Below are 25171 nucleotides of genomic sequence, written 5' to 3'. Positions count from 1 at the left end.
TGAGTGCAATCCACAACAAAAGGCATGCCATGGCAGCGCTGAATCTTCATCTGCTCGACGCTCGCGGCACGTTGACCGACATCAACCAATGGCTTCGTACGGCCTTGTCCCGGACTCACCAGATTGCCGGTTCGTTGATGGCGTTGTCGCCGCTCGACGTTGTGGTAAAGGCTGGCACTCACGTGATTCCTGAGAAAGGCCATCTGGGGTATGCGGCTGAGGCAGGGGTCATTTATCTGACTGTCGATCCCGCAAGCCCGGTGCTCAGGGACAACGCCGATGCGTCCCTTGAGCGCATGTTCGCGCACGAGCTTCATCACGCAGCTCGCTGGCAAGGTCCCGGATATGAGAAGACATTAGGTGAGTCACTGGTTTCGGAGGGGCTGGCAGGGCATTTTGCGCTGCAGGTCTGTGGCGGTTCGCCGGAACCCTGGGAGCAACTCGGTGCATGCGAGATTCAGCCTTACATTGCCACTGCCCAGACGCAATGGAGCCGGTCCGATCATGACCACGCGGCGTGGTTTTTCGGGAGCGCCGGTTTACCCAAGTGGCTGGGGTATTCCCTGGGGTTTCGGTTGGTTGGCAGATTCCTCTCGGAACACCCTGGCAGCCGGGCTTCGGACCTTGCGCAATTGGATGCAGAGGCGTTCCGTAGCGCTCTAGGGTGAGTCTGACCCATCCTTTCAGTGTTTCGCCCGTTCTCCCGCGGCGTCGCTTGAATCGAATGCCTTGAGTGTCTTCGATTATTCCGTGACGGCGAAACGGGACGCCTGATTTAACAGACTTGTTTTGATCAGTGCGGTAAGCGCTGGAAGCCTGCAGCGCTTCCAGCGCTTACCGCTATCACAGTGCCTGATCTCGTGGCTACGAACCCAAGCTAGACTTGGCCTAGCGACGCCATACCCTTCCTTCGTCACTCACCACCCAAGGCGCGTGATCAGCCACGATGCACACCCCGCCCACCCAACGCTCGGCCGGCGCATGATCGAGCCAGTTGGCGTGCCCTCGCAGAATTTGCTCGCCCAATGGGGTGATTCGAACGGCGCGCTTCTGCCATTCGCTTCCCGGCTGTTCATGCACCAGCGGATGCGGCGCATGAATCAGCGGGTGGAGCAGCGCGTTGAACATCAAATCCCCCAAATAGGGAAGCGGCTCGTAGCTCATCATCAGGTGGCCGAAGACCTTGCCCGCGGGCAGCTCACCATGGTCGGCGAGGATGCGCAGTGTCAGGCGCTGGGTGAGGCTCAGGCCATCCACCGCGCCGGGAAGCTCTTGCAACTGGCGCATCAGAGCAGGCCCCAGCAGCGGCAGTACCGCATGCTGTTGATTGGCAAGCCGGGCCCAGTCACTTGGGTCTGCCGCGGTGTAGGCGGCCCAGACCTTACGGGCCAGCATCAGCGCGTCCTCACCGAGCGGGCGCCGTTGCGGCCAGAGCCAAGCGAGCAGGTCCGGGGCCAGTTGGCCTATGCCTATAAACCGTTCCACGCCGGGCACGTGATTGATTTCAATCAATTCAAGTCGGCGTGGCAGGGCAGGCAGGCTTGCCAATAGCCGCACCAGAAACAATTGATCGTAGGCATCTGCCTCGCACCACAGCACCAGCTCGCTATCGGTAGTCAGTTGCGCCAATGCCTCACGCTGCACGGCCTGGCGCTGTTGGATATCACGGGAAGACAACCCGAATGCCTGCTCTGCGAAAGCCGCTCGTACCGCCCAGTATTCGTCGTCAGGTAGAGCGGGGACCGGACCCATGACCATCGGATCATCGAACATGTGAAACGAGCCTGAGAAACCGGTGATTCGCAGGCTGTGCTCGATGTCGTTTCCGCAACGCCAATGCTGGACCGAGGCTTCGTGCGTTGCAGCGAAGCCGGGATGGCGTGCTGCGAACGCGACACTGTCAGCGTGGGAAATCAGTTTGGGCCAACTGGCGAAGCCCATTTCGCGAGCCAGTAGCCATTGCGTGTCGGCCAGTCGATAGTCAGGGCCCGACAAACCCAGTGCTCGAAGCTGCGCACGAGCATCGTCAGCCTGGTCGTTATTCAGTGCCTTTAAAAGACGCTTGGCGCGTTTACGCAGGGAGGGTAAATCTGGAAGACCGTGATGATGGGAAGCGTTAGTGGCAGGCATGCCAACTCCTTACAGGGCTCGGTCCGCCGACAAGCCAGGAGCTGGAATGAGAATGTGGGAAGCATGCTTGGGGTAACCCTTCGCGCGGACCGCAGGCGCAGCAAACGCCCAGGCGCGGACTTTAGCGGGAAGCGATGACGGAAGTAAAGCGGGGGCTCGTCGCTTTTAAATCCTCCTGATCGAGCCGATGAGCCAAACCCATCGAATCACTTTTTAAGATCGACCCCTATATCTTCCAAGAGTCCGGCAATCGCTGCGGCCAGCCGGTCTTCATCGCGCTTGTAATACGTCCATTTGCCGACCTTGCTGGCCTTTACCAGACCCTGATCATGTAAGGACTTCAAGCAAATCGACGTGGCGGGTTGTGAGAGCCCGCTTTTTTCCTGAATCAGGCTCGCACAGACCCCGTACACGCTGAAGTCATACAGCTGCAGGCAACCTTTAAAGGACTCGTGCGGGTCTTTAAGCCAACCCAGCACGGCTCGCCGTGTCGGGTTGGTGAGCACTTTGAGCGTCTCGTTCAACTCCTGCATTTCGATACCCGTCCCTTGCCGACGAGACAGTCTCGCCATTGAGGGCGGCAGTTTATGGCTTACTAAATGGATAGTCGATATAGCCTTCCTTTGCGCCACCATAAAGCGTCGCGTGATCCACTGGATTGAGCGGTAAGCCGTTTTTGAATCGATAAGGTAGATCGGGATTGGCAATAAACGTGCGCCCAAAACCGAACAGGTCTCCATAACCGTCAGCCAGCATTCGCTTGGCTTTCTCTTCGGTGTAGCACCCGGAGTACATGATTGGCCTGGTAAAAACCTCACGCAGCGACTTACGAAACGATAGCGGCAGGTCAGGGCAGTTATCCCAGTCAGCTTCAGCGATGGACAGGTAACCGATGCCCAAGCCATTGAGCATGGACGCGGCCTGAATGTAAGTGGCGTGCGGATCGCTTTCCACAAGACCCAGATAAACACGAGCCTCAGTGGTGGTTTCAAACAGCGGCGAGAACCGCACACCTACACGCTCGGCCCCGAAAACAGAAATAACGGCTTCGGTCACTTCGCGTAAGAAACGCAGGCGATTATCCAGCGATCCGCCATATTCATCAGTACGGAGGTTGGTGTGCTCGGAAATGAATTGGTTGAGCAGATAGCCATTAGCCGAATGCAATTCCACTCCGTCAAAACCCGCCTCTTTCGCATTCACCGCCGCCAGCCGATAGAGCTCGATCAACTCCCTAACCTCCTCAATAGTCAGCTCACGGGGCTGACTTGGGTCCGCCAAAGCACCGGATGCCGGGCCGGTCTCGATAAACACTTTAACGGCCGTCGCTTTGATCGCAGAGGGCGCGACAGGAGGCTGAGATTCAGGCTGCAAGCTGGTGTGCGAAACCCGACCTACGTGCCAAAGCTGGCAAAAAATCACGCCGCCTTGCCCATGAACAGCGCGGGTTACCTGCTTCCAGCCTTTTACCTGTTCTTCGCTATAAATACCGGGGGTCCAGGCATAACCCTGGCCCCGTGGCTCGATCTGCGTACCTTCAGTGACCATGAAGCCCGCACTGGCACGTTGCTTGTAATACTCGCTCATCAACGCATTGGGGATGTCACCGGGCTGCGTGCTCCGGGAGCGAGTCAACGGCGGTAGCGCGATTCTGTTTCTGAGGGTGAAGCCAGCAAAGGACAGCGGTTCAAACAAGCTTGAGTCGGTCATTTCGGATCCGGGCAGTTCAAGGAAGAGGCCGACACATTAACATATTCGAATGTGTGAATGTGTTTGTTGGTGCGCGACAAATTGCCGGTGCGATAGCTGACTGTGGGCGTTGAGCTTTTAAGGACTCCCTCAAGCAGGTAGAGCGAGGTTGGAATGACGGACACAAAAAAACCGGCTCAAATATGGCCGGTTTTCTTTTCCTCCAAGCTATGCAACCTCTTGAAGGTCCTACTGTTTGGTGCCCCGAGGGAGAATCGAACTCCCACTTCTTTCGAAAACGGATTTTGAATCCGCCGCGTCTACCAATTCCGCCATCAGGGCTCAATGGCGGCGAAGTATAGAGATGAGATTACCGTTGGTCAATCATGTTTCATGGTCAATTTTCAGGTTTTCGGCTAAACTTCGCGGCCCTGCTAGACGAACCCCATCATGCGTGTCGCCGACTTTACCTTCGAACTCCCTGATGCATTGATCGCTCGCCATCCGTTGGCGGAGCGTCGCAGTAGCCGTTTGCTGACCCTCGATGGGCCGAGCGGCGCGCTGGCTCATCGCCAATTCACTGATTTGCTGGATTATTTGCGCTCTGGCGATCTCATGGTTTTCAACAATACCCGGGTGATTCCGGCGCGTCTGTTCGGGCAGAAAGCCTCGGGCGGCAAGCTGGAGATTCTGGTGGAGCGGGTGCTGGATCAGCATCGTGTGCTCGCTCATGTGCGTTCCAGCAAGTCGCCGAAGGCGGGTTCGACAATCCTCATCGATGGCGGTGGCGAAGCCGAGATGGTCGCGCGTCACGATGCGTTGTTCGAGCTGCGTTTTGCAGAGCCGGTTCTGCCGTTGTTGGAGCGCGTGGGGCATATGCCATTGCCTCCTTATATAGATCGCCCGGATGACGACGCCGACCGTGAGCGATACCAGACGGTGTACGCGCAGCGTGCCGGTGCGGTGGCGGCGCCGACGGCGGGGTTGCATTTCGATCAGACGATGATGGATGCGATTGCCAAGAAGGGTGTCGAGTCAGCGTTCGTCACCCTGCATGTGGGGGCGGGGACGTTTCAGCCGGTGCGCGTCGAGCGGATCGAGGATCACCACATGCACAACGAGTGGCTGGAAGTCACTCAGGACGTGGTCGATGCTGTTGCTGCCTGTCGCGCGCGCGGGGGTCGGGTGATCGCGGTCGGTACGACCAGTGTCCGCTCGCTGGAGAGTGCAGCTCGCGATGGCGTACTCAAACCGTTCAGTGGCGACACCGATATCTTTATCTATCCGGGGCGACCATTTCATGTGGTCGATGCCTTGGTGACCAACTTCCATTTGCCTGAATCCACGCTGTTGATGCTGGTTTCGGCATTCGCCGGTTATCCGGAAACCATGGCGGCCTACGCGGCAGCGGTGGACAACGGTTACCGCTTTTTCAGTTACGGGGATGCCATGTTCATCACCCGCAATCCCGCGCCGACGGCTCCCAAGGACTCGGCCTCAGAGGATCAAGCATGAGTCGCACCTGTCGTATGTCTTTCGAGTTGCTTGCCACCGATGGCAAGGCGCGTCGCGGTCGTCTGACCTTTCCCCGTGGCGTGGTCGAAACGCCGGCGTTCATGCCCGTAGGGACCTACGGTACGGTCAAGGGCATGCTGCCTCGGGATATCGAAGCCACGGGTGCGCAGATCATCCTCGGCAACACCTTTCACCTGTGGCTGCGCCCGGGCACCGAAGTGATCAAGGGCCACGGCGACCTGCACGATTTCATGCAGTGGAAAGGCCCGATCCTGACCGACTCCGGCGGTTTCCAGGTGTTCAGCCTGGGCGCCATGCGCAAGATCAAGGAGGAGGGCGTGACCTTCGCCTCTCCGGTAGATGGCGCGAAGGTGTTCATGGGTCCTGAAGAGTCGATGCAGGTGCAGCGTGACCTGGGGTCGGACATCGTGATGATCTTCGACGAATGCACGCCGTACCCGGCTGATGAAGATGTCGCGCGTACGTCGATGGAGTTGTCGCTGCGTTGGGCCAAGCGCTCGAAAATCGCCCATGGCGAGAATACCGCGGCGCTGTTCGGCATCGTTCAGGGCGGTATGCACGAGAATCTGCGCATGCGCTCGCTGGAAGGCTTGAGCGAGCTGGATTTCGACGGCCTGGCCATCGGCGGTCTATCGGTGGGCGAGCCCAAGCACGAAATGATCAAGGTCCTGGATTATCTGCCAGGCCGGATGCCGGCTGACAAACCTCGTTACCTTATGGGTGTAGGCAAGCCCGAGGACCTGGTTGAAGGTGTGCGCCGCGGAGTCGATATGTTCGACTGCGTCATGCCGACGCGCAATGCTCGCAACGGTCATCTGTTCATCGACACCGGTGTGCTGAAGATTCGCAACGCATTTCATCGCCACGATGATTCGCCACTGGATCCGACCTGCGATTGCTATACCTGCAAGAACTTCTCCCGCGCGTATCTGCATCACTTGGACAAGTGCGGCGAAATGCTGGGGAGCATGCTCAATACGATCCATAATTTGCGGCATTACCAGCTGCTTATGGCTGGTTTGCGCGAGGCTATTCAACAAGGTACATTGGCCGCCTTTGTCGACACCTTCTATGCCAAACGCGGGCTCGCAACGCCGCTGCTGGACTGAATGACAGCCGGTCGTACCGCTTCTTATTATTAAAATTATGCAACTGGAGTGTTAAATGAGCTTTTTCATCTCTTCCGCTTTTGCGGACGCGGCTGCACCTGCCCCGGCAGGTCCCATGGGCGGCGGCTTCGAGTGGATCTTCCTGGTCGGCTTTCTGGTCATCTTCTATCTGATGATCTGGCGCCCACAGGCCAAGCGTGCCAAAGAGCAGAAGAACCTGCTGGGCAACTTGCAGAAGGGCGATGAAGTCGTCACTTCCGGCGGCATCGCGGGCAAGATCAACAAAGTGACCGACGACTTCGTGGTGATCGAAGTTTCCGACACTGTAGAACTGAAGATCCAGAAGGGCGCCATCGCTGCCACCCTGCCTAAGGGCACCCTGAAAGCCATCTGATTCCAGTCCTTTACCAATCGACGGGGCGCGCAAGGCGCCCCGCGTTATAAGCAGGCGGCGTGATGTTGAACAAATACCCTCTGTGGAAATACATCCTGATCCTGGCAGTGCTGGCGATCGGCTTTATTTATTCCGCACCCAATCTCTACCCTGATGACCCGGCCATTCAGGTCAGCGGCGCAAGCACTGCGCTGCAGGTCAATCAGGCTGATCTGGATCGCGTAAGCAAAGCGCTTACCGATGCTGGTATCGCGGTCAAGGGCGCGTCTCTTGCCGAGAATGGCAAGGGCGGTTTGTTGCGTCTGAGCAAACAGGAAGACCAACTGCCCGCCAAGGATGTCGCCCGCAAGGCGTTGGGCGATGACTATGTCGTGGCGTTGAACCTGGCACAGACTACGCCCAAGTGGCTGCGCAGCATTGGCGCAACCCCGATGAAGCTGGGTCTGGACTTGTCCGGCGGCGTTCACTTCCTGCTTGAAGTCGACATGGACAAGGCCCTGAGCGCCCGTCTGAATGTCTACGAAGGCGAAGTGAAAAGCCTGCTGCGCAAGGAAAAACTGCGCTATCGCAGCCTGCCGCAGGATGGCAACGCCATTCAACTGGGCTTCAGTGACACCGATTCCCGCGAACAGGCCCGTGCCCTGATCCGCAAGGATTACAGCGATTTCGATATCACCACGACCGATCGTGGCGAAATGCCGATCCTGCGTCTGGCGATGACTCAGGCCAAGATTGCCGAAATCCGTGAATATTCGATCAAGCAGAACCTGACCACGGTACGTAACCGCGTCAACGAGTTGGGCGTGGCCGAGCCACTGGTTCAGCGTCAGGGTGCAAATCGCATCGTGGTCGAGCTGCCGGGCGTGCAGGACACCGCCGAAGCCAAGCGTATTCTCGGCAAGACCGCCAACCTTGAGTTCCGTCTCGGCGCAGGCCCGGACGACACCAAGGCCACCACCGAAATGTTCGAGTTTCGCGAAGGCGGTCGTCCTGCTGCAGCGGTCGAGCGTGGCCTGATCATCACCGGTGACCAGGTGACCGACGCCAAGGCCGGCTTCGATGAGCACGGCCGCCCGCAGGTGAACATCAAGCTGGACGGTCACGGCGGCGATCTGATGAGCCGCGCGACCCGCGCCAACGTTGGTCGCAGCATGGCGGTGATCTTCATCGAGCAGAAGCCGACCACTACCTACACCAAACAGGTTGTGGACGGTGTCGAGAAAGATGTGCCGGTGCAAACCTTCAAGGAAGAAAAGAAGATCATCAGCCTGGCGACCATTCAGTCGCCGCTGGGCGCTCAGTTCCGCATCACCGGTCTGAACGGCCAGGGTGAGTCTTCCGAGCTTGCGCTGTTGCTGCGTGCCGGTGGTCTGGCCGCGCCGATGTACTTCGCTGAAGAGCGCACAATCGGTCCAAGCCTGGGTGCCGACAACATCACCAAAGGTATCGACGCTTCCCTGTGGGGCATGCTGTTCGTGTCGATCTTTATTATCGCTATCTACCGTTTCTTCGGTTTGATCGCGACCGTCGCACTGGCCTTCAACATGGTCATGCTGCTGGCGCTGATGTCGCTGCTGGGTGCAACGCTGACCCTGCCGGGTATCGCCGGTATCGTGTTGACCATGGGTATGGCGGTGGACGCCAACGTGCTGATCTTCTCGCGGATTCGTGAGGAACTGGCCAATGGCATGAGCGTGCAGCGTGCGATCAACGAAGGTTTCGACCGCGCCTACACTGCGATTCTCGACGCCAACCTGACTTCGCTTCTGGTCGGCGGCATTCTTTATGCCATGGGCACAGGGCCAGTGAAAGGTTTCGCCGTGACCATGTCCCTCGGGATCTTTACCTCGATGTTCACAGCCATCATGGTGACCCGCGCAATGGTCAACCTGATTTATGGCGGTCGTGACGTCAAGAAGCTGTGGATTTAAGGGGCTGACATGAAACGTACGATCAACTTCATGGGCGTTCGCAACGTTGCGTTCGCCGTTACCATGCTTCTTACCGTGCTGGCGCTGTTTAGCTGGTTCCATAAAGGGCTCAACTTCGGGCTGGACTTTACTGGCGGTACGCTGATCGAGCTGACTTACGAGCATCCTGCCGATCTTGGCAAGGTGCGCGAGGAGTTGGTGTCTTCGGGCTACCACGAAGCCATCGTGCAGAGTTTCGGCGCGACCACCGACCTGCTGGTGCGGATGCCGGGTGAAGATCCCCAGCTGGGTGCTCAGGTGGCCGAAGCGCTGCGCAAGACCGGTGCCGATAACCCGGTAACGGTCAAGCGCGTCGAGTTCGTCGGCCCGCAAGTGGGTGAAGAACTGCGCGATCAAGGCGGCATCGGTATGTTGCTGGCGCTGGGTGGCGTGCTGATCTACCTGGCTTTCCGCTTCCAGTGGAAGTTCGCGGTCGGTGCCATCGTTTCGCTGATCCACGACGTGGTGGTGACGATGGGTATCCTGTCGTTCTTCCAGGTGACCTTCGACCTCACCGTACTGGCGGCCGTGTTGGCAATCATCGGTTACTCGCTCAACGACACCATCGTGGTCTTCGACCGTGTGCGTGAGAACTTCCGCCTGCTGCGCAAGGCTTCGCTGATCGAGAACATCAACATCTCGACCACCCAGACCCTGCTGCGGACCATGGCGACATCGATTTCCACGCTGCTGGCGATCGGCGCGCTGTGGATCTTCGGTGGTGACAGCCTGCACGGTTTCTCCGTTGCTCTGTTCATTGGTGTTGTGGCGGGCACTTACTCGTCGATCTACATCGCTAACGTAGTGCTGATCTGGCTGAACCTGCGTTCCGAAGACCTGCTGCCGCCGGTGACCACTGAAAAGGTCGACGATCGTCCGTAACGATGTCTTCTGACCTGGTCATCAGGTGAAAAGGCGCGAGTGTGAACTCGCGCCTTTTTTTGTGCTCCAAGGCTGGGAGTAGCGCGAGCAATCGCGCTGAATTTGGTCAGGAGGTTCACTGTGAACAAATCGTTGCTAGTTGGTGCAGTATTGGGTGCCGTCGGTGTCACCGCCGGCGGTGCTTTGGCCACCTATAGCCTCGTTAAATCAAACGGCCCTGAGTACGCAGATGTACTCGCCGTCGAGCCTGTCAAAGAGCAGATCAAAACCCCTCGTCAGGTGTGCAAGGACGTCGCGGTCACCCATCGCGCTCCGGTCAAGGACCAGCACCAGATCATGGGTAGCGTCATTGGTGCCGTGGCGGGTGGCTTGCTGGGTAACCGGGTGGGCGGTGGTAATGGCAAGAAAATCGCGACCGTTGCGGGTGCTGTAGGCGGCGGTTATGCCGGTAACAAGGTTCAGGAAGGCATGCAGAACCGCGATACTTACTCGACCACCGAAACGCGCTGCAACACCGTTAATGACATCAGCGACAAGGTTGTTGGCTACAACGTGAAGTACAAGCTCAACGACAAGGTCGGTCAGGTGCGCATGGACCGTGATCCAGGCAGCCAGATTCCGGTTAACAAGGACGGTCAGTTGGAGTTGAGTCAGGCGGGCCAATAAGCCCTGGTTTGAACGCTGTTGAAAACACCCCTCACGCAGGGGTGTTTTTTTGCCTGGGATTCATGAGCTTGAGAATTGTGATGCTCTGATCCTGCTCTGTCTCAGCCTTGTTGCCAGCGGTAGGGATCTCAAATCGCTCGTCGCAGGTCGGCCAGCCACTGATCAGAATGTCGATACGTTATAAGTCTCATGTCGGTAGTAACTATATATTTTTAATCCCCACTCCCGCCGCGTAAGCTTTTTCAGACGGTCCAAGGCGCCTGCGCCCACTGAACCGAATGCACAAGTCTAATAAAAATCAGCGATACCAAGTGGGACATAAAAATGCCTAAAAGCCCTGTATCTCTAGGAATCAAGTCTGCCGCCTTGGGTTTGAGCCTGACCTGTCCAGGCTTCGCTGAAGCCGATTTCTTCGAAGACAGCAAAGCCGACCTCGAATTTCGCAACTTTTACTTCAACAGTGACTACCGGCAGGACGGCGCGAGCCAGTCCAAACGCGATGAGTGGGCCCAGGGCCTGATCCTTAATTACGAATCCGGCTTTACCGAAGGTACGGTGGGTTTTGGCGTGGATGCCATTGGGCTTTTCGGGCTGAAGCTGGACTCGGGTCCTGACCGGCGCAACACCGGTCTGCTGCCGGTCGGTGACGATAAAGCGCCGGACGACTATGGCCGTTCGGGCGTGACCGCCAAGGCCCGGATTTCCAAAAGTGTGTTGCGCGTTGGCACGCTGATGCCCAAATTGCCGACCGTTTTGCCCAATGACGGACGCCTGCTGCCGCAAACGTTTCGCGGTGCTCAACTGACGTCCAAAGACATCAACGACATGACCCTCAATGTCGGGCGTCTGACCAGCAACACTGAGCGCAACGATAGCGGTCACGAGGACATTGAAGCCACCGGCAAAAGCATCAAGGGCGGTCGTCCCAGCGACAAGTTCGACTTCGCCAGCGCCAGTTACAACTGGAGCAAGGGCCTGACCACGTCGTACAACTACGGCGGCCTTGAAAACAATTACAAACAGCACATCGTCACGCTGCTGCACAGCTTTCCCTTGAGCGGGTCGCAGTCAATCAAGAGTGACCTGCGTTACGCGCGCTCGTTAAAGGATGGCAACACCAATGTCGACAATACCGCCATCGGCGCCAAATTCACCTACAACGTCAGCGGCCATGGTTTCGGCCTAGCCTACCAGCGCATGAATGGCGAGACCGGCTTCCCTCATCTGGCGGGCACCGATTCGTTTCTCGTCAACTACGTGATGATCTCCCCCGATTTCGCCAACCCCGAAGAGCGCTCGTGGCAGGCTCGCTACGATTACAACTTTGCCGCCATCGGTGTGCCGGGCCTGACCTTTATGACCCGCTATCTCAAAGGCGACAACTTCGCGCGCGGCAAAGAGGAGGGCACCGAGTGGGAGCGCAACACCGACATTGCCTATGTGTTCCAGAGCGGCGCATTAAAAAACCTCGAGTTGAAGTGGCGCAACGGCAGTTATCGCAGCAACGGCGGCAACAACATCGACCAAAACCGCGTGATTGTCAGCTACACCCTGCCGCTACTGTGATGCGTCAGGTTTTCAGCAACATCCCGACAACGCCCACCTTCGGCCATTGCCGCATTGGAGCCTGAAATGCCAACAAGAAAAAATCTTATCCATCTGGCCGTGGCCTTTGCCCTGTTCAACGGCTATGGCGCCTATGCGGCCAATACCGCCGATCTACCCTGCAAGACCACTGAAGAGTGCGCCGCGCAGGCCGCGAAGATTGGTGCGACGGTCGACAAGTCGAAAACCCAAGGCAGCAAGACCGAAAGCCAGTTCTCCTGGCTGAACCGGATCAACAAGGCTTCGATCGTCATGCTCACCGAAGAGGGCATCGTCAAACCCGAGATGGGTCAGAAGATTGCCACCGGCGTGCGCTTCGCCATCGATCAGGCGGATCAACCCAATGGCAAACGCCCCAGCGACGTGCTCCAGCTTGAAGACATCATGACCAGCAAGATCGGCCCTGAAGCCTCGCTGATTCACTCTGGTCGCAGCCGTCAGGACATGCTCGCCACCTACCGCCTGGCTAAATTGCGCTCGGACGTACTGGCCTATAGCGAAGCGATGAATGCGACCCGAAAGCGTCTGCTGGAGCTGGCAGAGAAGAACGTCGATACGCTGATCCCGGCGTACACCAACGGCGTGCAGGCAATGCCGATCACCTACGCGCACTATCTATTGGCGTATGAAGCGGCGTTCGATCGGGACGGCCAGCGGATTCGCGAGCTGTATCAGCGGTTGAACCAAAGCCCCATGGGCACGGCGGTGCTGGCGAACTCGGCCTACCCGCTGAACCGTGAACGCATGGCCGAGCTGTTGGGCTTTGACGGTGTGCGCGAAAACTCGCTGGATTCCAGCCAGGTGTCGACCTATGACATCCCGATCGAGGCGGCGAACATTGCGTCCTCATCGGCCATTCGCGTCGGCGCATTGATTGGCGATATTCATACCCAGTACCACCAGATTCGTCCTTGGTTGCTGCTGGATGAGGAAAAGACCTACACCAGCAGTGCGATGCCGCAAAAGCGCAACCCCGGTCTGCTGATGCGTGCGCGTGAATCCGCTTCTGATGTTGTAGGGCTGGCCCAGACAGTGACCTTGCGTGCGCATAACGTGACCACCGGTATGACCGACTACAAATTCGCGTTCGACTCGCTCGGTATCTTCGACTCGACCAAGGACATGTTCGGTGCGATGGATGCAGTGCTCGATGCGTTACAGGTCAATCCCCAGCGCGCCCGGGAGGAGCTGGAGAACGAGTGGACCACTTCTATGGAACTGGCTGACACCCTGGAGCGTACGCAGAAGGTACCATTCCGTATCGGCCATAGCTTCGCGTCGCTGATAGTCGAGCAGGCCCGTGATCAGGGCCTGACCCCGAAAACCTTCCCTTACGCCGATGCGCAGAAGCTTTACACCAAGGCAGCGGACAAGTATCAGTGGAAGCAAAATACCCTGCCGCTGGACGAGGCGACGTTCCGCGCATCGCTGTCGCCTGAAAACATGGTCAAAACGCGCAAAGGAACTGGCGGCCCGCAACCGGAAGAGGTCAAGCGCATGCTGGTCGAAGCGCATAAGACGCTGGATGCCGATCAGGCGTGGCTGCGTGAGCGCCGGGAAAAGCTGACACAAGCTGAAGGAAATCTGGATCGGGCGTTCGAGAAGTTATTGTCGTCCAAAGGTTAAATACGATCCGGCGCGGCAAGGCGCTTTTACACGGTCTTGCCTCTGACCGGGCGGCAAAAACACGATGGTCTGCGCGTGCCCAAAAGGCGTAGGCATGCAGCTCGCTCACAAGCGGCTGCGCCGCAGTAAACCCTGCTACGCCCTGCGAACAGGATCAAACGCAAGCCCCTGCTGCCAGCGCGCAATCGCCAGGCACGCCACGCAGTTGCCCAGCACGTTGGTCAACACGCGACACTTCATCAGGCGCTCAACGCCCAGCAGCAAACCCACTCCTTCCAGCGGCACGACGTGCAGCAGATTCAGCGTTGCGATCAGGGTGAAGAACGCCGACCCCGCCATGCTGGTAGAACCCAGGGACGTCGCCAGGGAAATCAGCAGCAGGGTCAGTAAATCGGCTCCTGTCAGTTCGATGCCCGACATCTGCGCCAGAAACAGCACTGCCGTGATCAGGTAGATGTTCGAGCCGCTAAGGTTAAAGGTGTAGCCGGTGGTCAGGACCAGGCGGGCCAGTTGCCGGTCGCAACCCAAGGCCTGCATCTTCTCGATCAGCCCTGCAAGTGCTGCTACCGAGGAGCCGGTGAAAGCGACCAGTAGCAGCTCATCCTTGATGTGGATTACCAACGACCACAGTGAAGCGCCCGACGCCCGGGCGATCGGCATCAATACCAGCAGCACGAATGCTCCGCACGCCAGGTACATGACCGCGACGAATTTGAACAGCGGTAGTGCCGAGGATGGGCCGAACCGGCCGATGGTGAAGGCTATGGCGCCGAAAGCGGCGAGGGGGGCGAATCGCAGGATCAGCCTCAAACCCTTGAACAGCAGTTCTACGATTTTTTCCAGGCGGATGCGTAACGCATCGGCATGCCGATGGCCCCTGGCTCTGGCCATCAATGCGCCTGTCAGCAGCCCCGCCAGCATTACCTGCAGGATGGGGTTCTGCGTGAGCGCGCGGGTAAGCATCGACGTGACTGCTGCCCATGAGAACGTTGGAGACGAAGGCAGTGCGTTGGCCAGGTTTGGCACCTGACCCGATGCGCCAGCTGCGGTGCCGATGCCTGGATGAGTCAGGTCGGCAATCAGGCAGCCCAGGGACAATGACAGCAACGTCATGGCCAGAAAATACACCAGTGCCTTGCCCGCTAGTCCACGCTGGCGCACCTGCAAGCCCGCGACGCCGGACGCGATCAGCAAAAACATCATCAACGGCATTAGCCAACCGATGACGCGGATAAATCCGTCGCTCAAGGGTTTCATCTCGACGGCAAGCTTGGGATCGAAGACGCCCAGAAGCGCGCCGCAGACAATGGCCAGGAAAAGTTGCAGCGTCGTACTGTTGAGAAGCCTGATAGGCATCGGGTGTCCGAAGTGGGCGTACTTATTGTTATGTGTGTGTCTTGCCTGCGGGATGGCGATTGGGCACGCTGGACGGCCAATGTCGCATCGATCGGCGGCAATCATAGAACCTCGTTGCGAGATAGACCACCATGGAGCTTCGTCATCTGCGCTATTTCGTGATGGTGGCCCAAGAGCGGCACTTCACCCGTGCGGCTGCCCGACTGAACATGCAGCAACCGCCACTCAGCCAACAGATTCGTGCGCTGGAAGGCGAGCTGGGCTTCGAGTTGTTCAAGCGTCACTCCAAGGGCGTCGATCTGACAGCGGGCGGGCAGGTCTTCCTGCAAGAGGCGCAAGACATTCTCGAGCGGGTCAAGGAAGGTTCACTCAAGGCCTCACGCGCAGCCCACGGTATCGAGGGACAGCTCAGCGTTGGCTTTACCAGCTCGGCGGCGGCCCATCCGCTGATCCCTCGCATCATCCGCGCCTACCGCGAGCGCTTTCCGGGAGTGGCCGTATCGCTCAAGGAGGGCAGTGCTCAACAACTGACGGATGCGACCCTCGAGGGCAGCGTGGATGTCGGTATCTTGCGCGCGCCGGTCAGTCGTCATCAGAGCATCGAGTTTCACCGACTGCTCAATGAAGAAATGTTGCTGACATTGCCGGTGGGCCATAGCTTGTTGGCAGGGTATGTGACGGGAGATCAAGCGCCTGTCATCGCTCTGCCGGATCTGGCTGACGAACAGTTCATTCTGGTTCGTCGTCCAGGCGCACCGGGGATGTATGCCAATCTGATCAAGGCCTGCCAGAACGCAGGCTTCAACCCCAAGATCGCTTTCGAGGTCGAACGCATGCTCACCAATGTCAGTCTCGTGGCTGCAGGGGCGGGGATTTCCATCGTGCCTGCCTCGATGAAGGATGTGCACAAGCAAAGCGTCGTCTACTGCAGGATCGGCAATGCCCGACCTCGCCTGCACGCGCCCATCACGCTGGTCTGTCGCAGCTTCAATCAACTACCGCCTCTGGGGAATTTCATTGATCTTTCCCGAGAGTTGAGCGGACGGAAAATCACACTGCGCTAACACCCGTGCGCGTTGTTTTATCGAACTTGGCTTGCTTCGCGCCGCTATTTGGCAAAGTCAAAGGCGTGGCAGTCGACTGTCCTGTTGGAGACGTCGGAGGTTACGACGGCAGCGAACGCGAGAGGTCAGTCGCCGCGCACGTACCTGATGCAACGGGTTCGTACAGTGGCTGTGTTTTTCCTTTGTACGGCAGGCATAAAAAAACCGGCACATGGCCGGTTTTTTTGCAGCGGCGAAACTTAGCGCTTCAGCGAAGCTGGCACAAACGGAGCGATCGACGTCAGGACTGCTTTGAAACACTTGGTGTTGCCTGCAACGATGTGGCCCTTCTCGAGGAAGTCGTGGCCGCCGTTGAAGTCGCTGACCAGACCGCCTGCTTCCTGAATCAGCAGAGCGCCTGCCGCCATATCCCATTCGGACAGACCCGATTCCCAGAACGCGTCGAAGCGGCCTGCGGCCACGTAGGCCAGGTCCAGGCTGGCTGCACCGGCGCGACGGATGCCTGCGGTCTGGCCAACCAGCGAGCGGAACATGTTCATGTAGTTTTCGAGGTTATCCAGCTGGTTCTCGCGGAACGGGAAACCTGTACCAAGCAGCGCGCCTTCCAGGCTCTTGCGTGGGCTGACGCGCAGACGACGACCGTTCAGTTGAGCACCACGGCCACGGGTGGCGGTAAACTCTTCCTGGCGTACCGGGTCCAGGACAACGGCGTGCTCCAGGCGGCCACGGTATTTGCACGCGATGCTGACCGCGAAGTGCGGAACGCCGCGAACGAAGTTGGTGGTGCCGTCCAGCGGGTCAATGACCCACAGGTAATCGGCGCCTTCACCGCTGCCTTCTTTCAGGCCGGTTTCTTCGCCGAGGATGCCGTGGGTGGGGTAGGCCTTGAGCAGCGCATCGATGATGACTTTTTCTGCCGCGCGATCGACCTCGGTTACGTAGTCTTTCGCGTCTTTTTCGTCGACCTTGATGGTATCCAGGCGCTCGATGGAGCGGAAAATCAATTCGCTGGCGCTGCGGGCGGCGCGCAGCGCGATATTCAGCATGGGCTGCATGGATGTATCACCTAGGTCGTTAAAGAGAGCCGGGCATTCTATGGGTTCTTGTCGACGATTTCCAGCGCAACTCAACCGTTTGCCCCTGCGTCTGATCACCTCATGCCCACTGCAAGGCGGCTGGCCCGTTGCTGTTTTAGGGTGTATGTAGGGTGCAGAGCGCAAGGGTTCATAGCCTTGGGCCGGGCGCTTCTGTAAGATTCGACCCCCTTTTCACCTGCTAGCGAGACTTCACCCGTGCTGCAAAATATTCGTGTTGTCCTGGTCGGAACCAGCCATCCGGGAAATATCGGTGGCGCGGCGCGTGCCATGAAGAACATGGGACTTGCACGTCTGGTGCTGGTCGACCCTGCACTGTTTCCCCACCATGAGGCCGATGCCCGCGCTTCGGGGGCCAGCGATATCCTGGAAACCGCCCAGGTGGTTGCAACCCTGGAAGATGCCCTGGTCGGCTGCAACCTGGTGATGGGCACCAGCGCCCGGGACCGTCGCATCCCCTGGCCGTTGTTGGACCCCCGTGAAGCTGGCGTCAAGACGATAGAGCATGCCGCGCAGGGGGAAGAGATCGCGTTGGTGTTCGGCCGTGAATACGCCGGGCTGACCAACGAGGAGTTGCAACGCTGTCACTTCCACGTGCATATCCCCTCCGACCCCGAATTCAGCTCACTGAACCTTGCAGCCGCCGTGCAGGTGCTCAGCTATGAAACGCGCATGGCGTGGCTGGCGAGCGAAGGACAGGCGAGCAAGGTCGAGAAGTTCGAGGTGAACTCGGTGCGCAGTACCGAACTGGCGACGATGGATGAGATGGAGAAGTTCTACGATCATCTGCAAGCCACCCTGGTGAACATCGGCTTCCTCGACCCGGAGAAACCTCGGCACCTGATGGCGCGGTTGCGTCGGCTTTATGGACGTTGCGCTGTCAACCGATCTGAAATGAGCATTTTGCGTGGCATCCTCACCGAAACCCAGAAAGCGGCCAACGGTGAGCCCTACAAGCGGAAGGATCAGTGATGTTCGAGCGTCTGCGAGAAGATATTCAAAGCGTGTTTCACCGTGATCCGGCGGCGCGAAATGCATTTGAAGTGCTGACCTGCTACCCCGGCATGCACGCGATCTGGTTGCATCGATTGTCTGGCTGGTTATGGCGCAAGGATCTGAAATGGCTGGCGCGCATGGTGTCCAACTTCGGTCGCTGGCTGACGGGGATCGAAATCCATCCCGGCGCCAAGGTGGGCAGACGCTTTTTCATCGATCACGGTATGGGCATCGTCATCGGCGAAACGGCTGAGATTGGTGACGACGTGACCCTCTACCAAGGCGTGACCCTGGGCGGCACCAGCTGGAATAAAGGCAAGCGCCACCCGACGCTGGAGTCCGGTGTAGTGGTGGGGGCGGGCGCCAAGGTGCTCGGTCCGTTTACGGTAGGTGCGGGCGCGAAGGTTGGTTCCAACGCAGTGGTCACCAAGCCTGTGCCAGCGGGCGCAACCGTAGTCGGTATTCCCGGCCGGATTATCGTCAAGGTTGACGAGGCCGCTTCCGAGCAAAACAGCGCCCAAGCCAAGCGCAAGGCCATGGCAGAGAAGATCGGCTTCGATGCCTACGGCGTCAGCGAAGACATGCCGGATCCAGTTGCCAGGGCGATCGGTCAGCTGCTTGATCATCTGCAGGCCGTGGACCTGCGCATGGAGGACATGGGCAAAGCGCTCAAGAGCCTGGGCTGCGAGTACCGCGAAAAGGAGCTTCCTGAGCTGCGCAAAGAAGTGTTCGACTGCATCGATGAGCGAAATGAGGGCAGGGTCATTCAGGATTAAGCCTGTGGCGCTGCGAGGCAAAACCCGCGCGTGCTATTTCGGCCTTGGCTTTGCTATCATTCCGCCGCGCTTTTGCGGGTAATCCCGACTAATTCACTAGGTCTTATAGTTGACTTAAATACTCGGGAATAGCATACTCGCCACTATTCCGAACCTCCGCGGTACATGTCATGCGACTGACTACAAAGGGCCGATACGCCGTAACTGCCATGCTCGACCTGGCGTTACATGCGCAGCATGGGCCAGTGTCCCTGGCCGACATCTCCGAGCGGCAAGGGATTTCCCTTTCCTATCTTGAGCAACTGTTTGCCAAGCTGCGCCGCAGCAATCTGGTGTCCAGCGTGCGTGGACCCGGTGGCGGCTATCAGTTGTCCCGCACCATGCAGGGGATTCAGGTGGCACAGGTGATCGATGCGGTCAATGAATCGGTCGACGCGACACGTTGCCAGGGTCTCGGTGATTGCCATGCTGGCGATACCTGTCTGACACACCATTTATGGTGCGATCTCAGTCAGCAGATTCACGAATTTCTGAGCGGTATCAGCCTGGCCGACCTCGTCACTCGCCGTGAAGTGCAGGAAGTCGCCCAACGTCAGGATCTGCGTCGCTGCAACAACAAAACGCAGCTTCTGGACAAGATTGAAACATCCGCCGTTGAGTGAACGCAGATGAACGCGCGGCGCGCCTGCCCGATAGGAGATATTCAATGAGATTGCCGATTTACCTCGATTATTCCGCGACGACCCCGGTCGATCCGCGTGTTGCGCAAAAAATGAGCGATTGCCTGCTGGTCGATGGCAACTTCGGCAACCCGGCGTCTCGCTCCCACGTCTTTGGCTGGAAAGCCGAGGAAGCGGTCGAGAACGCACGTCGTCAGGTCGCCGATCTGGTCAATGCCGACCCGCGTGAAATCGTCTGGACCTCCGGTGCCACCGAGTCCGATAACCTCGCGATCAAGGGTGCGGCGCATTTCTACGGCACCAAGGGCAAGCACCTGATCACCAGCAAGATCGAACACAAGGCTGTTCTGGACACCATGCGCCAATTGGAGCGCGAAGGGTTCGAAGTCACCTACCTGGAGCCGACCACAGACGGTCTGATCACTGCGGCGATGATCGAAGCTGTTCTGCGTGACGACACCATCCTGGTTTCGATCATGCATGTGAACAACGAAATCGGCACGATCAACGATATCGCAGCCATTGGCGAGCTGACCCGCTCGCGCGGCGTGCTGTTCCATGTCGACGCTGCACAGTCAACCGGCAAGGTTGATATCGACCTGTCGAAGCTGAAAGTCGACATGATGTCCTTCTCTGCCCACAAGACGTACGGCCCCAAAGGCATTGGCGCGCTGTACGTCAGCCGCAAGCCTCGCGTACGTATCGAGGCGACCATGCACGGTGGCGGTCATGAGCGCGGCATGCGTTCCGGCACCCTGGCGACTCACCAGATCGTCGGCATGGGCGAAGCCTTCCGTATTGCCAAGGAAGACATGACTGCCGAGAACGTGCGAATCAAGGCGCTTAGCGACCGTTTTTACCAGCAGGTCGAGCATCTGGAAGAGTTGTACGTCAACGGAAGCCTGACGGCCCGCGTGCCGCACAACCTGAACCTGAGCTTCAACTATGTCGAAGGCGAGTCGCTGATCATGGCGCTCAAGGATCTGGCGGTTTCGTCCGGTTCAGCGTGCACATCTGCTTCTCTGGAGCCTTCCTACGTGCTGCGCGCCCTGGGCCGCAACGACGAGCTGGCACACAGCTCGATTCGCTTCACCTTTGGCCGCTTCACCACTGAAGAAGAAATCGATTGGGCTGCGCAGAAAGTCTGCGAGGCGGTCACTAAGCTGCGCGCCTTGTCGCCGCTGTGGGACATGTTCAAAGACGGCGTCGACATCTCCAAGATCGAGTGGGCGGCGCACTAATTTAAAGTCGCCACAGACGCGGCACTTTAAAACCGGATTCGTTAGTTTTCAAAGTGTCGCGAGAGCGACGAACCTGATGAGGAATGCACCATGGCTTACAGCGAAAAGGTCATTGACCACTACGAGAACCCGCGCAACGTCGGCAAGATGAACGCGGAAGATCCTGATGTTGGCACCGGCATGGTCGGCGCGCCAGCTTGCGGCGACGTCATGCGCCTGCAGATCAAAGTCAATGAGCAAGGCATTATCGAAGACGCCAAGTTCAAGACCTATGGCTGCGGTTCGGCCATCGCTTCCAGCTCCCTGGCAACCGAGTGGATGAAAGGCAAGACGCTGGCCGAAGCAGAGACCATCAAAAACACTCAGCTGGCTGAAGAACTGGCGCTGCCGCCGGTGAAGATTCACTGCTCCGTACTCGCCGAAGACGCTATCAAGGCTGCCGTTCACGACTACAAGCAGAAGAAAGGCCTGCTCTGAGCAGTCTTCATCCCGCTTGCAAGTAAGGAGTCACGATGGCTATCAGCATGACCGAAGCTGCCGCTAACCACGTGCGTCGCTCCCTCGAAGGGCGCGGCAAAGGTGATGGCATTCGCCTGGGTGTTCGCACCACGGGGTGTTCCGGCCTGGCTTATGTACTCGAGTTCGTCGACGAGCCGGAAAGTGAAGACACAGTGTTCGAGCACTATGGCGTCAAGGTGATCATCGATCCCAAGAGTCTGGTTTACCTCGACGGCACCGAGCTTGATTTCGTCAAGGAAGGGTTGAACGAAGGCTTCAAGTTCAATAACCCCAACTCGCGCGGTGAATGTGGCTGCGGCGAAAGCTTCAACGTCTGAGGCTTATTGTGGGTACTCCTTGTCACTTCGCTTTATTCGATCTGCAACCGGGCTTTCGCCTGGATCTGGATCTGCTTGCCACGCGTTATCGCGAGCTCGCCCGTAGCGTGCACCCCGACCGCTTCGCTGACGCCTCCGCGCGTGAGCAGCGTGTTGCGCTGGAGCGCTCGGCGAGCCTGAACGATGCCTACCAGACCCTCAAGAGCGCGCCGAAGCGGGCGCGTTACCTGTTGGCGCTCAGGGGCGAAGTTCCGCTGGAAGTCACCGTGCACGACCCCGAGTTCCTGATGCAGCAGATGCAGTGGCGCGAGGAACTCGAAGACCTGCAGGATGCAGCGGACCTGGACGGTGTGGCGACCTTCAAGCGTCGTCTCAAGTTGGCGCAGGAAGAACTGAACGAAAGCTTCGCAGCCTGTTGGGACGATGCTGCACAGCGCGAGCAGGCCGAAAGGCTGATGCGCCGCATGCAGTTCCTCGACAAGCTCTCCTACGAAGTGCGCCAGCTGGAAGAGCGCCTCGACGATTAACCCCGCGCCGCCTCCTGGGCGGCGCGCCAGTGATATCAGAAAAGCAATGGCTCTACTGCAGATCGCCGAACCCGGCCAAAGTCCACAACCTCATCAGCGTCGTCTGGCCGTCGGGATCGATCTCGGCACCACCAACTCGCTGGTCGCTGCCCTGCGCAGCGGCATCAGTGAGCCTCTTCCCGATCAGCACGGACAGGTCATCCTGCCTTCGGCGGTGCGTTATCACGCCGACCGTGTCGAAGTCGGACAGTCCGCGAAGGACGCCGCCGCAACCGACCCGCTGAACACCATCATTTCGGTCAAGCGCCTCATGGGGCGTGGCATTTCCGATGTGAAACACTTGGGTGAGCAACTGCCTTACCGCTTCATCGGCGGCGAGTCGCACATGCCCTTCATCGATACCGTGCAGGGGGCAAAAAGCCCGGTCGAAGTGTCCGCTGACATCCTCAAGGTGCTGCGTCAGCGCGCCGAGGCGACGCTGGGTGGCGATCTGGTCGGTGCAGTGATCACTGTTCCTGCTTATTTCGACGACGCCCAGCGGCAAGCCACCAAGGACGCCGCCAAGCTGGCGGGCCTCACCGTGCTGCGCTTGCTTAACGAGCCCACGGCCGCCGCGGTGGCTTACGGTCTGGATCAGAATGCCGAAGGCGTTGTGGCGATCTATGACCTGGGGGGCGGCACCTTCGATATCTCGATTCTGCGCCTGACGGGTGGTGTCTTCGAAGTCATGGCCACCGGCGGCGACAGCGCGCTGGGTGGGGACGATTTCGACCACGCCATTGCCAACTGGATCATCACTGAGGCCGGTCTGTCGAATGATCTGGATCCCTCTGCCCAGCGCAGCCTGATGCAGACCGCCTGCGCCGCCAAAGAGGCATTGACCGATACCGATTCGGTCGATGTCGTTTATGGCCAGTGGCGCGGTGTGCTGACTCGCGCTTCTTTCGATGCACTGATCGAGCCGATGATCGCTCGCAGCCTCAAGGCTTGCCGTCGTGCCGTACGTGATTGCGGCATCGAGATGAATGAGGTGGAAGCGGTGGTGATGGTCGGCGGCTCGACTCGCGTGCCGCGTGTGCGTGAAGCGGTCGCCGACTTGTTTGGTCGCCAGCCGCTGACCGAGATCGACCCGGACCAGGTGGTCGCTATCGGCGCGGCGATTCAGGCCGACACACTCGCCGGCAACAAGCGCGAGGGTGGCGAACTGTTGCTGCTGGACGTCATTCCGCTGTCCTTGGGGCTTGAGACCATGGGCGGGCTGATGGAGAAGGTGATTGCGCGCAACACCACGATTCCCGTGGCTCGCGCGCAAGAGTTCACCACCTACAAGGACGGTCAGTCGGCGATGATGATTCACGTCCTGCAAGGTGAGCGTGAGCTGATCAGCGACTGCCGTTCGCTGGCGCGTTTCGACCTGCGCGGCATTCCGGCGATGGTCGCTGGTGCGGCGAAGATTCGCGTCACTTTCCAGGTCGATGCCGATGGCCTGCTGAGTGTGTCCGCTCGCGAACTGGCGTCCGGCGTGGAGTCCAGCATCCAGGTCAAGCCTTCCTATGGCCTGACCGATGGCGAAGTCGCCCGCATGCTCAAGGACTCGTTCCAGTACGCCGGTGATGACAAGGTCGCCCGCGTGTTGCGCGAGCAGCAGGTCGACGCCCAGCGGCTCATCGAAGCCGTCGAAGGCGCACTGCAGGCCGACGGTGAACGTTTGCTCGACGCCGAAGAGCGCGTAGTCATTGACATGCAGGTCGAGCAACTCCGTGAATTGATGAAGGGCAGCGACGGTGCGGCTATCGAGCAGCAGACCAAGCGTCTGTCGCAGGTGACCGATGCGTTCGCAGCCCGCCGCCTGGACTCGACGGTCAAGGCCGCCTTGTCGGGACGCAACCTGAATGAGATTGAGGAATAACTGATGCCGCAGGTGATTTTTCTGCCCCACAAGGAGTTTTGTCCGGAGGGGCTGGTCGTGGAGGCTGAGCCAGGCATATCGATTCTGGAACTGGCTCACGAACACCACATCGACATGGAAAGTGCGTGCGGCGGAGTGTGTGCCTGCACGACGTGCCACTGCATCGTTCGCGAAGGCTTCAATTCGCTGGAGGAGGCCGATGAGCTGGAAGAGGACTACCTTGATCGTGCGTGGGGGCTGGAGCCCACTTCGCGTCTGGCCTGTCAGGCCAAGGTCGGTACCGAAGACCTGACGGTCGAGATCCCGAAGTATTCGCTTAACCACGCCGCTGAAGCGCCGCACTGATCGAGGGATTGTCATGAGCTATGGTTGGAATGATGTCCAGCGCATCGCCGAAGAGCTGGCCGAAGCCCACCCTGGAGTCGATCCCTACTCGGTAGGTTTCACCAAACTGCAGAAGATGATCCTCCAGTTGCCGGAGTTCGACGATACGTCCGGCAGGGTAGGCGAGAAGGTACTGGAAGCGGTCCAGACCCGCTGGGCCGATGAAATAGACTGATCATCTTTGCACGTTAGGCAATACACCAGAACCCGCGTATAATTCGCGGGTTTAATTTTTCGCAATAATCACCGTTTCTGGAGTTCCACCATGGCTGTTCAACGTACTTTCTCGATCATCAAGCCCGATGCCGTTGCAAAAAACGTAATCGGCGAGATCACCACCCGCTTTGAAAAAGCCGGTCTGCGCGTCGTTGCTTCCAAGCTGAAGCAACTGTCTAAAGCCGAAGCAGAAGGTTTCTACGCTGAACACAGCGCTCGTGGTTTCTTTGGTGACCTGGTTGCCTTCATGATCTCCGGTCCGGTTGTCGTTCAGGTTCTGGAAGGCGAAAACGCTATCGCGCTGAACCGTGAGCTGATGGGTGCGACCAACCCTAAAGAAGCTGCTGCCGGCACCATCCGTGCTGACTTCGCTGACTCCATCGATGCCAACGCTGTTCACGGCTCGGATTCCGAAGCTGCTGCTGCTCGCGAAATTGCTTACTTCTTCGCTGCTACCGAGGTAACCACTCGCTAAGCTGCTGCTG

At 58.7% G+C, this 25171-nt stretch carries 26 protein-coding genes and 1 tRNA gene; 21 read left to right on the top strand and 6 right to left on the bottom strand.

Translation table 11 applies throughout. The features are described from left to right. The first annotated feature begins 29 nt into the window (after positions 1–29). Positions 30–668, top strand: coding sequence for a DUF2268 domain-containing putative Zn-dependent protease (locus tag B3I26_RS26215; RefSeq protein WP_296262200.1), 639 nt, complete (start codon positions 30–32; stop codon positions 666–668). Positions 669–888: 220 nt separating this feature from the next. Here B3I26_RS26215 and B3I26_RS26210 read toward each other — a convergent pair whose 3' ends face one another. The 4 genes from B3I26_RS26210 to B3I26_RS26195 form a co-directional block, all read right to left on the bottom strand. Beyond that, positions 889–2130 (bottom strand): DUF1835 domain-containing protein, encoded by a 1242-nt coding sequence (locus B3I26_RS26210; RefSeq protein ID WP_296262198.1) that lies wholly within the window; start codon positions 2128–2130, stop codon positions 889–891. Positions 2131–2336: 206 nt separating this feature from the next. Then, positions 2337–2663, bottom strand: coding sequence for an ArsR/SmtB family transcription factor (locus tag B3I26_RS26205; RefSeq protein ID WP_296262196.1), 327 nt, complete (start codon positions 2661–2663; stop codon positions 2337–2339). A 52-nt stretch (positions 2664–2715) separates the two neighbouring features. Continuing rightward, positions 2716–3840, bottom strand: coding sequence for an alkene reductase (locus tag B3I26_RS26200; RefSeq protein ID WP_296262195.1), 1125 nt, complete (start codon positions 3838–3840; stop codon positions 2716–2718). A 236-nt stretch (positions 3841–4076) separates the two neighbouring features. Beyond that, a tRNA-Leu gene (locus B3I26_RS26195) sits at positions 4077–4161 on the bottom strand. A gap of 108 nt (positions 4162–4269) precedes the next feature. Here B3I26_RS26195 and queA point away from each other — a divergent pair. The 8 genes from queA to B3I26_RS26155 all read left to right on the top strand — a co-directional run bounded on the left by queA (position 4270) and on the right by B3I26_RS26155 (position 13607). Further along, positions 4270–5334 carry a tRNA preQ1(34) S-adenosylmethionine ribosyltransferase-isomerase QueA gene (gene queA / locus B3I26_RS26190; protein ID WP_296262194.1) on the top strand — a complete coding sequence of 355 codons (1065 nt, stop codon included), beginning with the start codon at positions 4270–4272 and terminating at the stop codon, positions 5332–5334. A 14-nt stretch (positions 5335–5348) separates the two neighbouring features. Further along, complete coding sequence (tgt, locus tag B3I26_RS26185; protein ID WP_296262290.1) at positions 5349–6464, top strand: tRNA guanosine(34) transglycosylase Tgt; 1116 nt, start codon at positions 5349–5351, stop codon at positions 6462–6464. Between the two features lie 55 nt (positions 6465–6519). Continuing rightward, a complete protein-coding gene (gene yajC, locus B3I26_RS26180) occupies positions 6520–6858 on the top strand; it encodes a preprotein translocase subunit YajC (RefSeq protein ID WP_110950009.1) in 339 nt (112 codons plus the stop codon). Positions 6859–6920: 62 nt separating this feature from the next. After that, the gene (secD, locus tag B3I26_RS26175) at positions 6921–8789 is read left to right on the top strand and encodes a protein translocase subunit SecD (protein WP_296262191.1); all 1869 of its coding nucleotides are present in this window, start codon (positions 6921–6923) and stop codon (positions 8787–8789) included. Between the two features lie 9 nt (positions 8790–8798). Next, positions 8799–9710 carry a protein translocase subunit SecF gene (secF, locus tag B3I26_RS26170; RefSeq protein ID WP_296262189.1) on the top strand — a complete coding sequence of 304 codons (912 nt, stop codon included), beginning with the start codon at positions 8799–8801 and terminating at the stop codon, positions 9708–9710. 120 nt (positions 9711–9830) lie between these two features. Then, positions 9831–10376 (top strand): glycine zipper 2TM domain-containing protein, encoded by a 546-nt coding sequence (locus B3I26_RS26165; RefSeq protein WP_296262186.1) that lies wholly within the window; start codon positions 9831–9833, stop codon positions 10374–10376. Positions 10377–10700: 324 nt separating this feature from the next. Then, complete coding sequence (locus tag B3I26_RS26160; RefSeq protein WP_296262184.1) at positions 10701–11942, top strand: OprD family porin; 1242 nt, start codon at positions 10701–10703, stop codon at positions 11940–11942. A gap of 66 nt (positions 11943–12008) precedes the next feature. Further along, positions 12009–13607, top strand: coding sequence for an argininosuccinate lyase (locus B3I26_RS26155; protein ID WP_296262182.1), 1599 nt, complete (start codon positions 12009–12011; stop codon positions 13605–13607). 135 nt (positions 13608–13742) lie between these two features. Here B3I26_RS26155 and B3I26_RS26150 read toward each other — a convergent pair whose 3' ends face one another. After that, positions 13743–14963 carry a cation:dicarboxylate symporter family transporter gene (locus tag B3I26_RS26150; protein ID WP_296262179.1) on the bottom strand — a complete coding sequence of 407 codons (1221 nt, stop codon included), beginning with the start codon at positions 14961–14963 and terminating at the stop codon, positions 13743–13745. A 131-nt stretch (positions 14964–15094) separates the two neighbouring features. Here B3I26_RS26150 and B3I26_RS26145 point away from each other — a divergent pair, with 131 nt between their 5' ends. Beyond that, complete coding sequence (locus tag B3I26_RS26145) at positions 15095–16027, top strand: LysR substrate-binding domain-containing protein (protein WP_296262177.1); 933 nt, start codon at positions 15095–15097, stop codon at positions 16025–16027. 239 nt (positions 16028–16266) lie between these two features. Here the strand turns inward: B3I26_RS26145 and suhB are convergent, their stop codons facing one another. Further along, positions 16267–17082, bottom strand: a complete 816-nt coding sequence (gene suhB / locus B3I26_RS26140; protein WP_296262175.1) for an inositol-phosphate phosphatase — start codon at positions 17080–17082, stop codon at positions 16267–16269. A gap of 237 nt (positions 17083–17319) precedes the next feature. Here suhB and trmJ point away from each other — a divergent pair, with 237 nt between their 5' ends. From trmJ to ndk, 11 genes are all read left to right on the top strand, one after another. Further along, on the top strand, positions 17320–18093 hold the full coding sequence (gene trmJ / locus B3I26_RS26135; RefSeq protein ID WP_296262173.1) for a tRNA (cytosine(32)/uridine(32)-2'-O)-methyltransferase TrmJ: 774 nt from the start codon (positions 17320–17322) through the stop codon (positions 18091–18093). Then, positions 18093–18893: a serine O-acetyltransferase gene (gene cysE / locus B3I26_RS26130; RefSeq protein ID WP_296262171.1), complete on the top strand. Its 801-nt coding sequence runs from the start codon at positions 18093–18095 to the stop codon at positions 18891–18893. Before trmJ ends, cysE begins: the two co-directional genes overlap by 1 nt. A gap of 170 nt (positions 18894–19063) precedes the next feature. Continuing rightward, a complete protein-coding gene (gene iscR / locus B3I26_RS26125) occupies positions 19064–19555 on the top strand; it encodes a Fe-S cluster assembly transcriptional regulator IscR (RefSeq protein WP_296262167.1) in 492 nt (163 codons plus the stop codon). A 44-nt stretch (positions 19556–19599) separates the two neighbouring features. Continuing rightward, complete coding sequence (locus tag B3I26_RS26120) at positions 19600–20814, top strand: IscS subfamily cysteine desulfurase (RefSeq protein ID WP_296262165.1); 1215 nt, start codon at positions 19600–19602, stop codon at positions 20812–20814. 90 nt (positions 20815–20904) lie between these two features. Then, positions 20905–21291 (top strand): Fe-S cluster assembly scaffold IscU, encoded by a 387-nt coding sequence (gene iscU / locus B3I26_RS26115; protein ID WP_133752242.1) that lies wholly within the window; start codon positions 20905–20907, stop codon positions 21289–21291. 35 nt (positions 21292–21326) lie between these two features. Then, positions 21327–21650 carry an iron-sulfur cluster assembly protein IscA gene (iscA, locus tag B3I26_RS26110; RefSeq protein WP_296262160.1) on the top strand — a complete coding sequence of 108 codons (324 nt, stop codon included), beginning with the start codon at positions 21327–21329 and terminating at the stop codon, positions 21648–21650. 8 nt (positions 21651–21658) lie between these two features. Then, complete coding sequence (gene hscB, locus B3I26_RS26105; protein WP_296262156.1) at positions 21659–22177, top strand: co-chaperone HscB; 519 nt, start codon at positions 21659–21661, stop codon at positions 22175–22177. A 46-nt stretch (positions 22178–22223) separates the two neighbouring features. Further along, positions 22224–24086, top strand: coding sequence for a Fe-S protein assembly chaperone HscA (gene hscA / locus B3I26_RS26100; protein ID WP_296262154.1), 1863 nt, complete (start codon positions 22224–22226; stop codon positions 24084–24086). Positions 24087–24089: 3 nt separating this feature from the next. Continuing rightward, complete coding sequence (fdx, locus tag B3I26_RS26095) at positions 24090–24431, top strand: ISC system 2Fe-2S type ferredoxin (protein WP_296262151.1); 342 nt, start codon at positions 24090–24092, stop codon at positions 24429–24431. Positions 24432–24444: 13 nt separating this feature from the next. Further along, the gene (gene iscX / locus B3I26_RS26090) at positions 24445–24645 is read left to right on the top strand and encodes a Fe-S cluster assembly protein IscX (RefSeq protein ID WP_296262149.1); all 201 of its coding nucleotides are present in this window, start codon (positions 24445–24447) and stop codon (positions 24643–24645) included. A gap of 90 nt (positions 24646–24735) precedes the next feature. Then, a complete protein-coding gene (gene ndk, locus B3I26_RS26085; RefSeq protein WP_133752248.1) occupies positions 24736–25161 on the top strand; it encodes a nucleoside-diphosphate kinase in 426 nt (141 codons plus the stop codon). Positions 25162–25171: the final 10 nt, after the last annotated feature.

Source organism: Pseudomonas sp. UBA5706 (assembly GCF_002419965.1).
GTDB lineage: Bacteria > Pseudomonadota > Gammaproteobacteria > Pseudomonadales > Pseudomonadaceae > Aquipseudomonas.
This window is presented reverse-complemented; position numbering and strand designations above follow the sequence as displayed.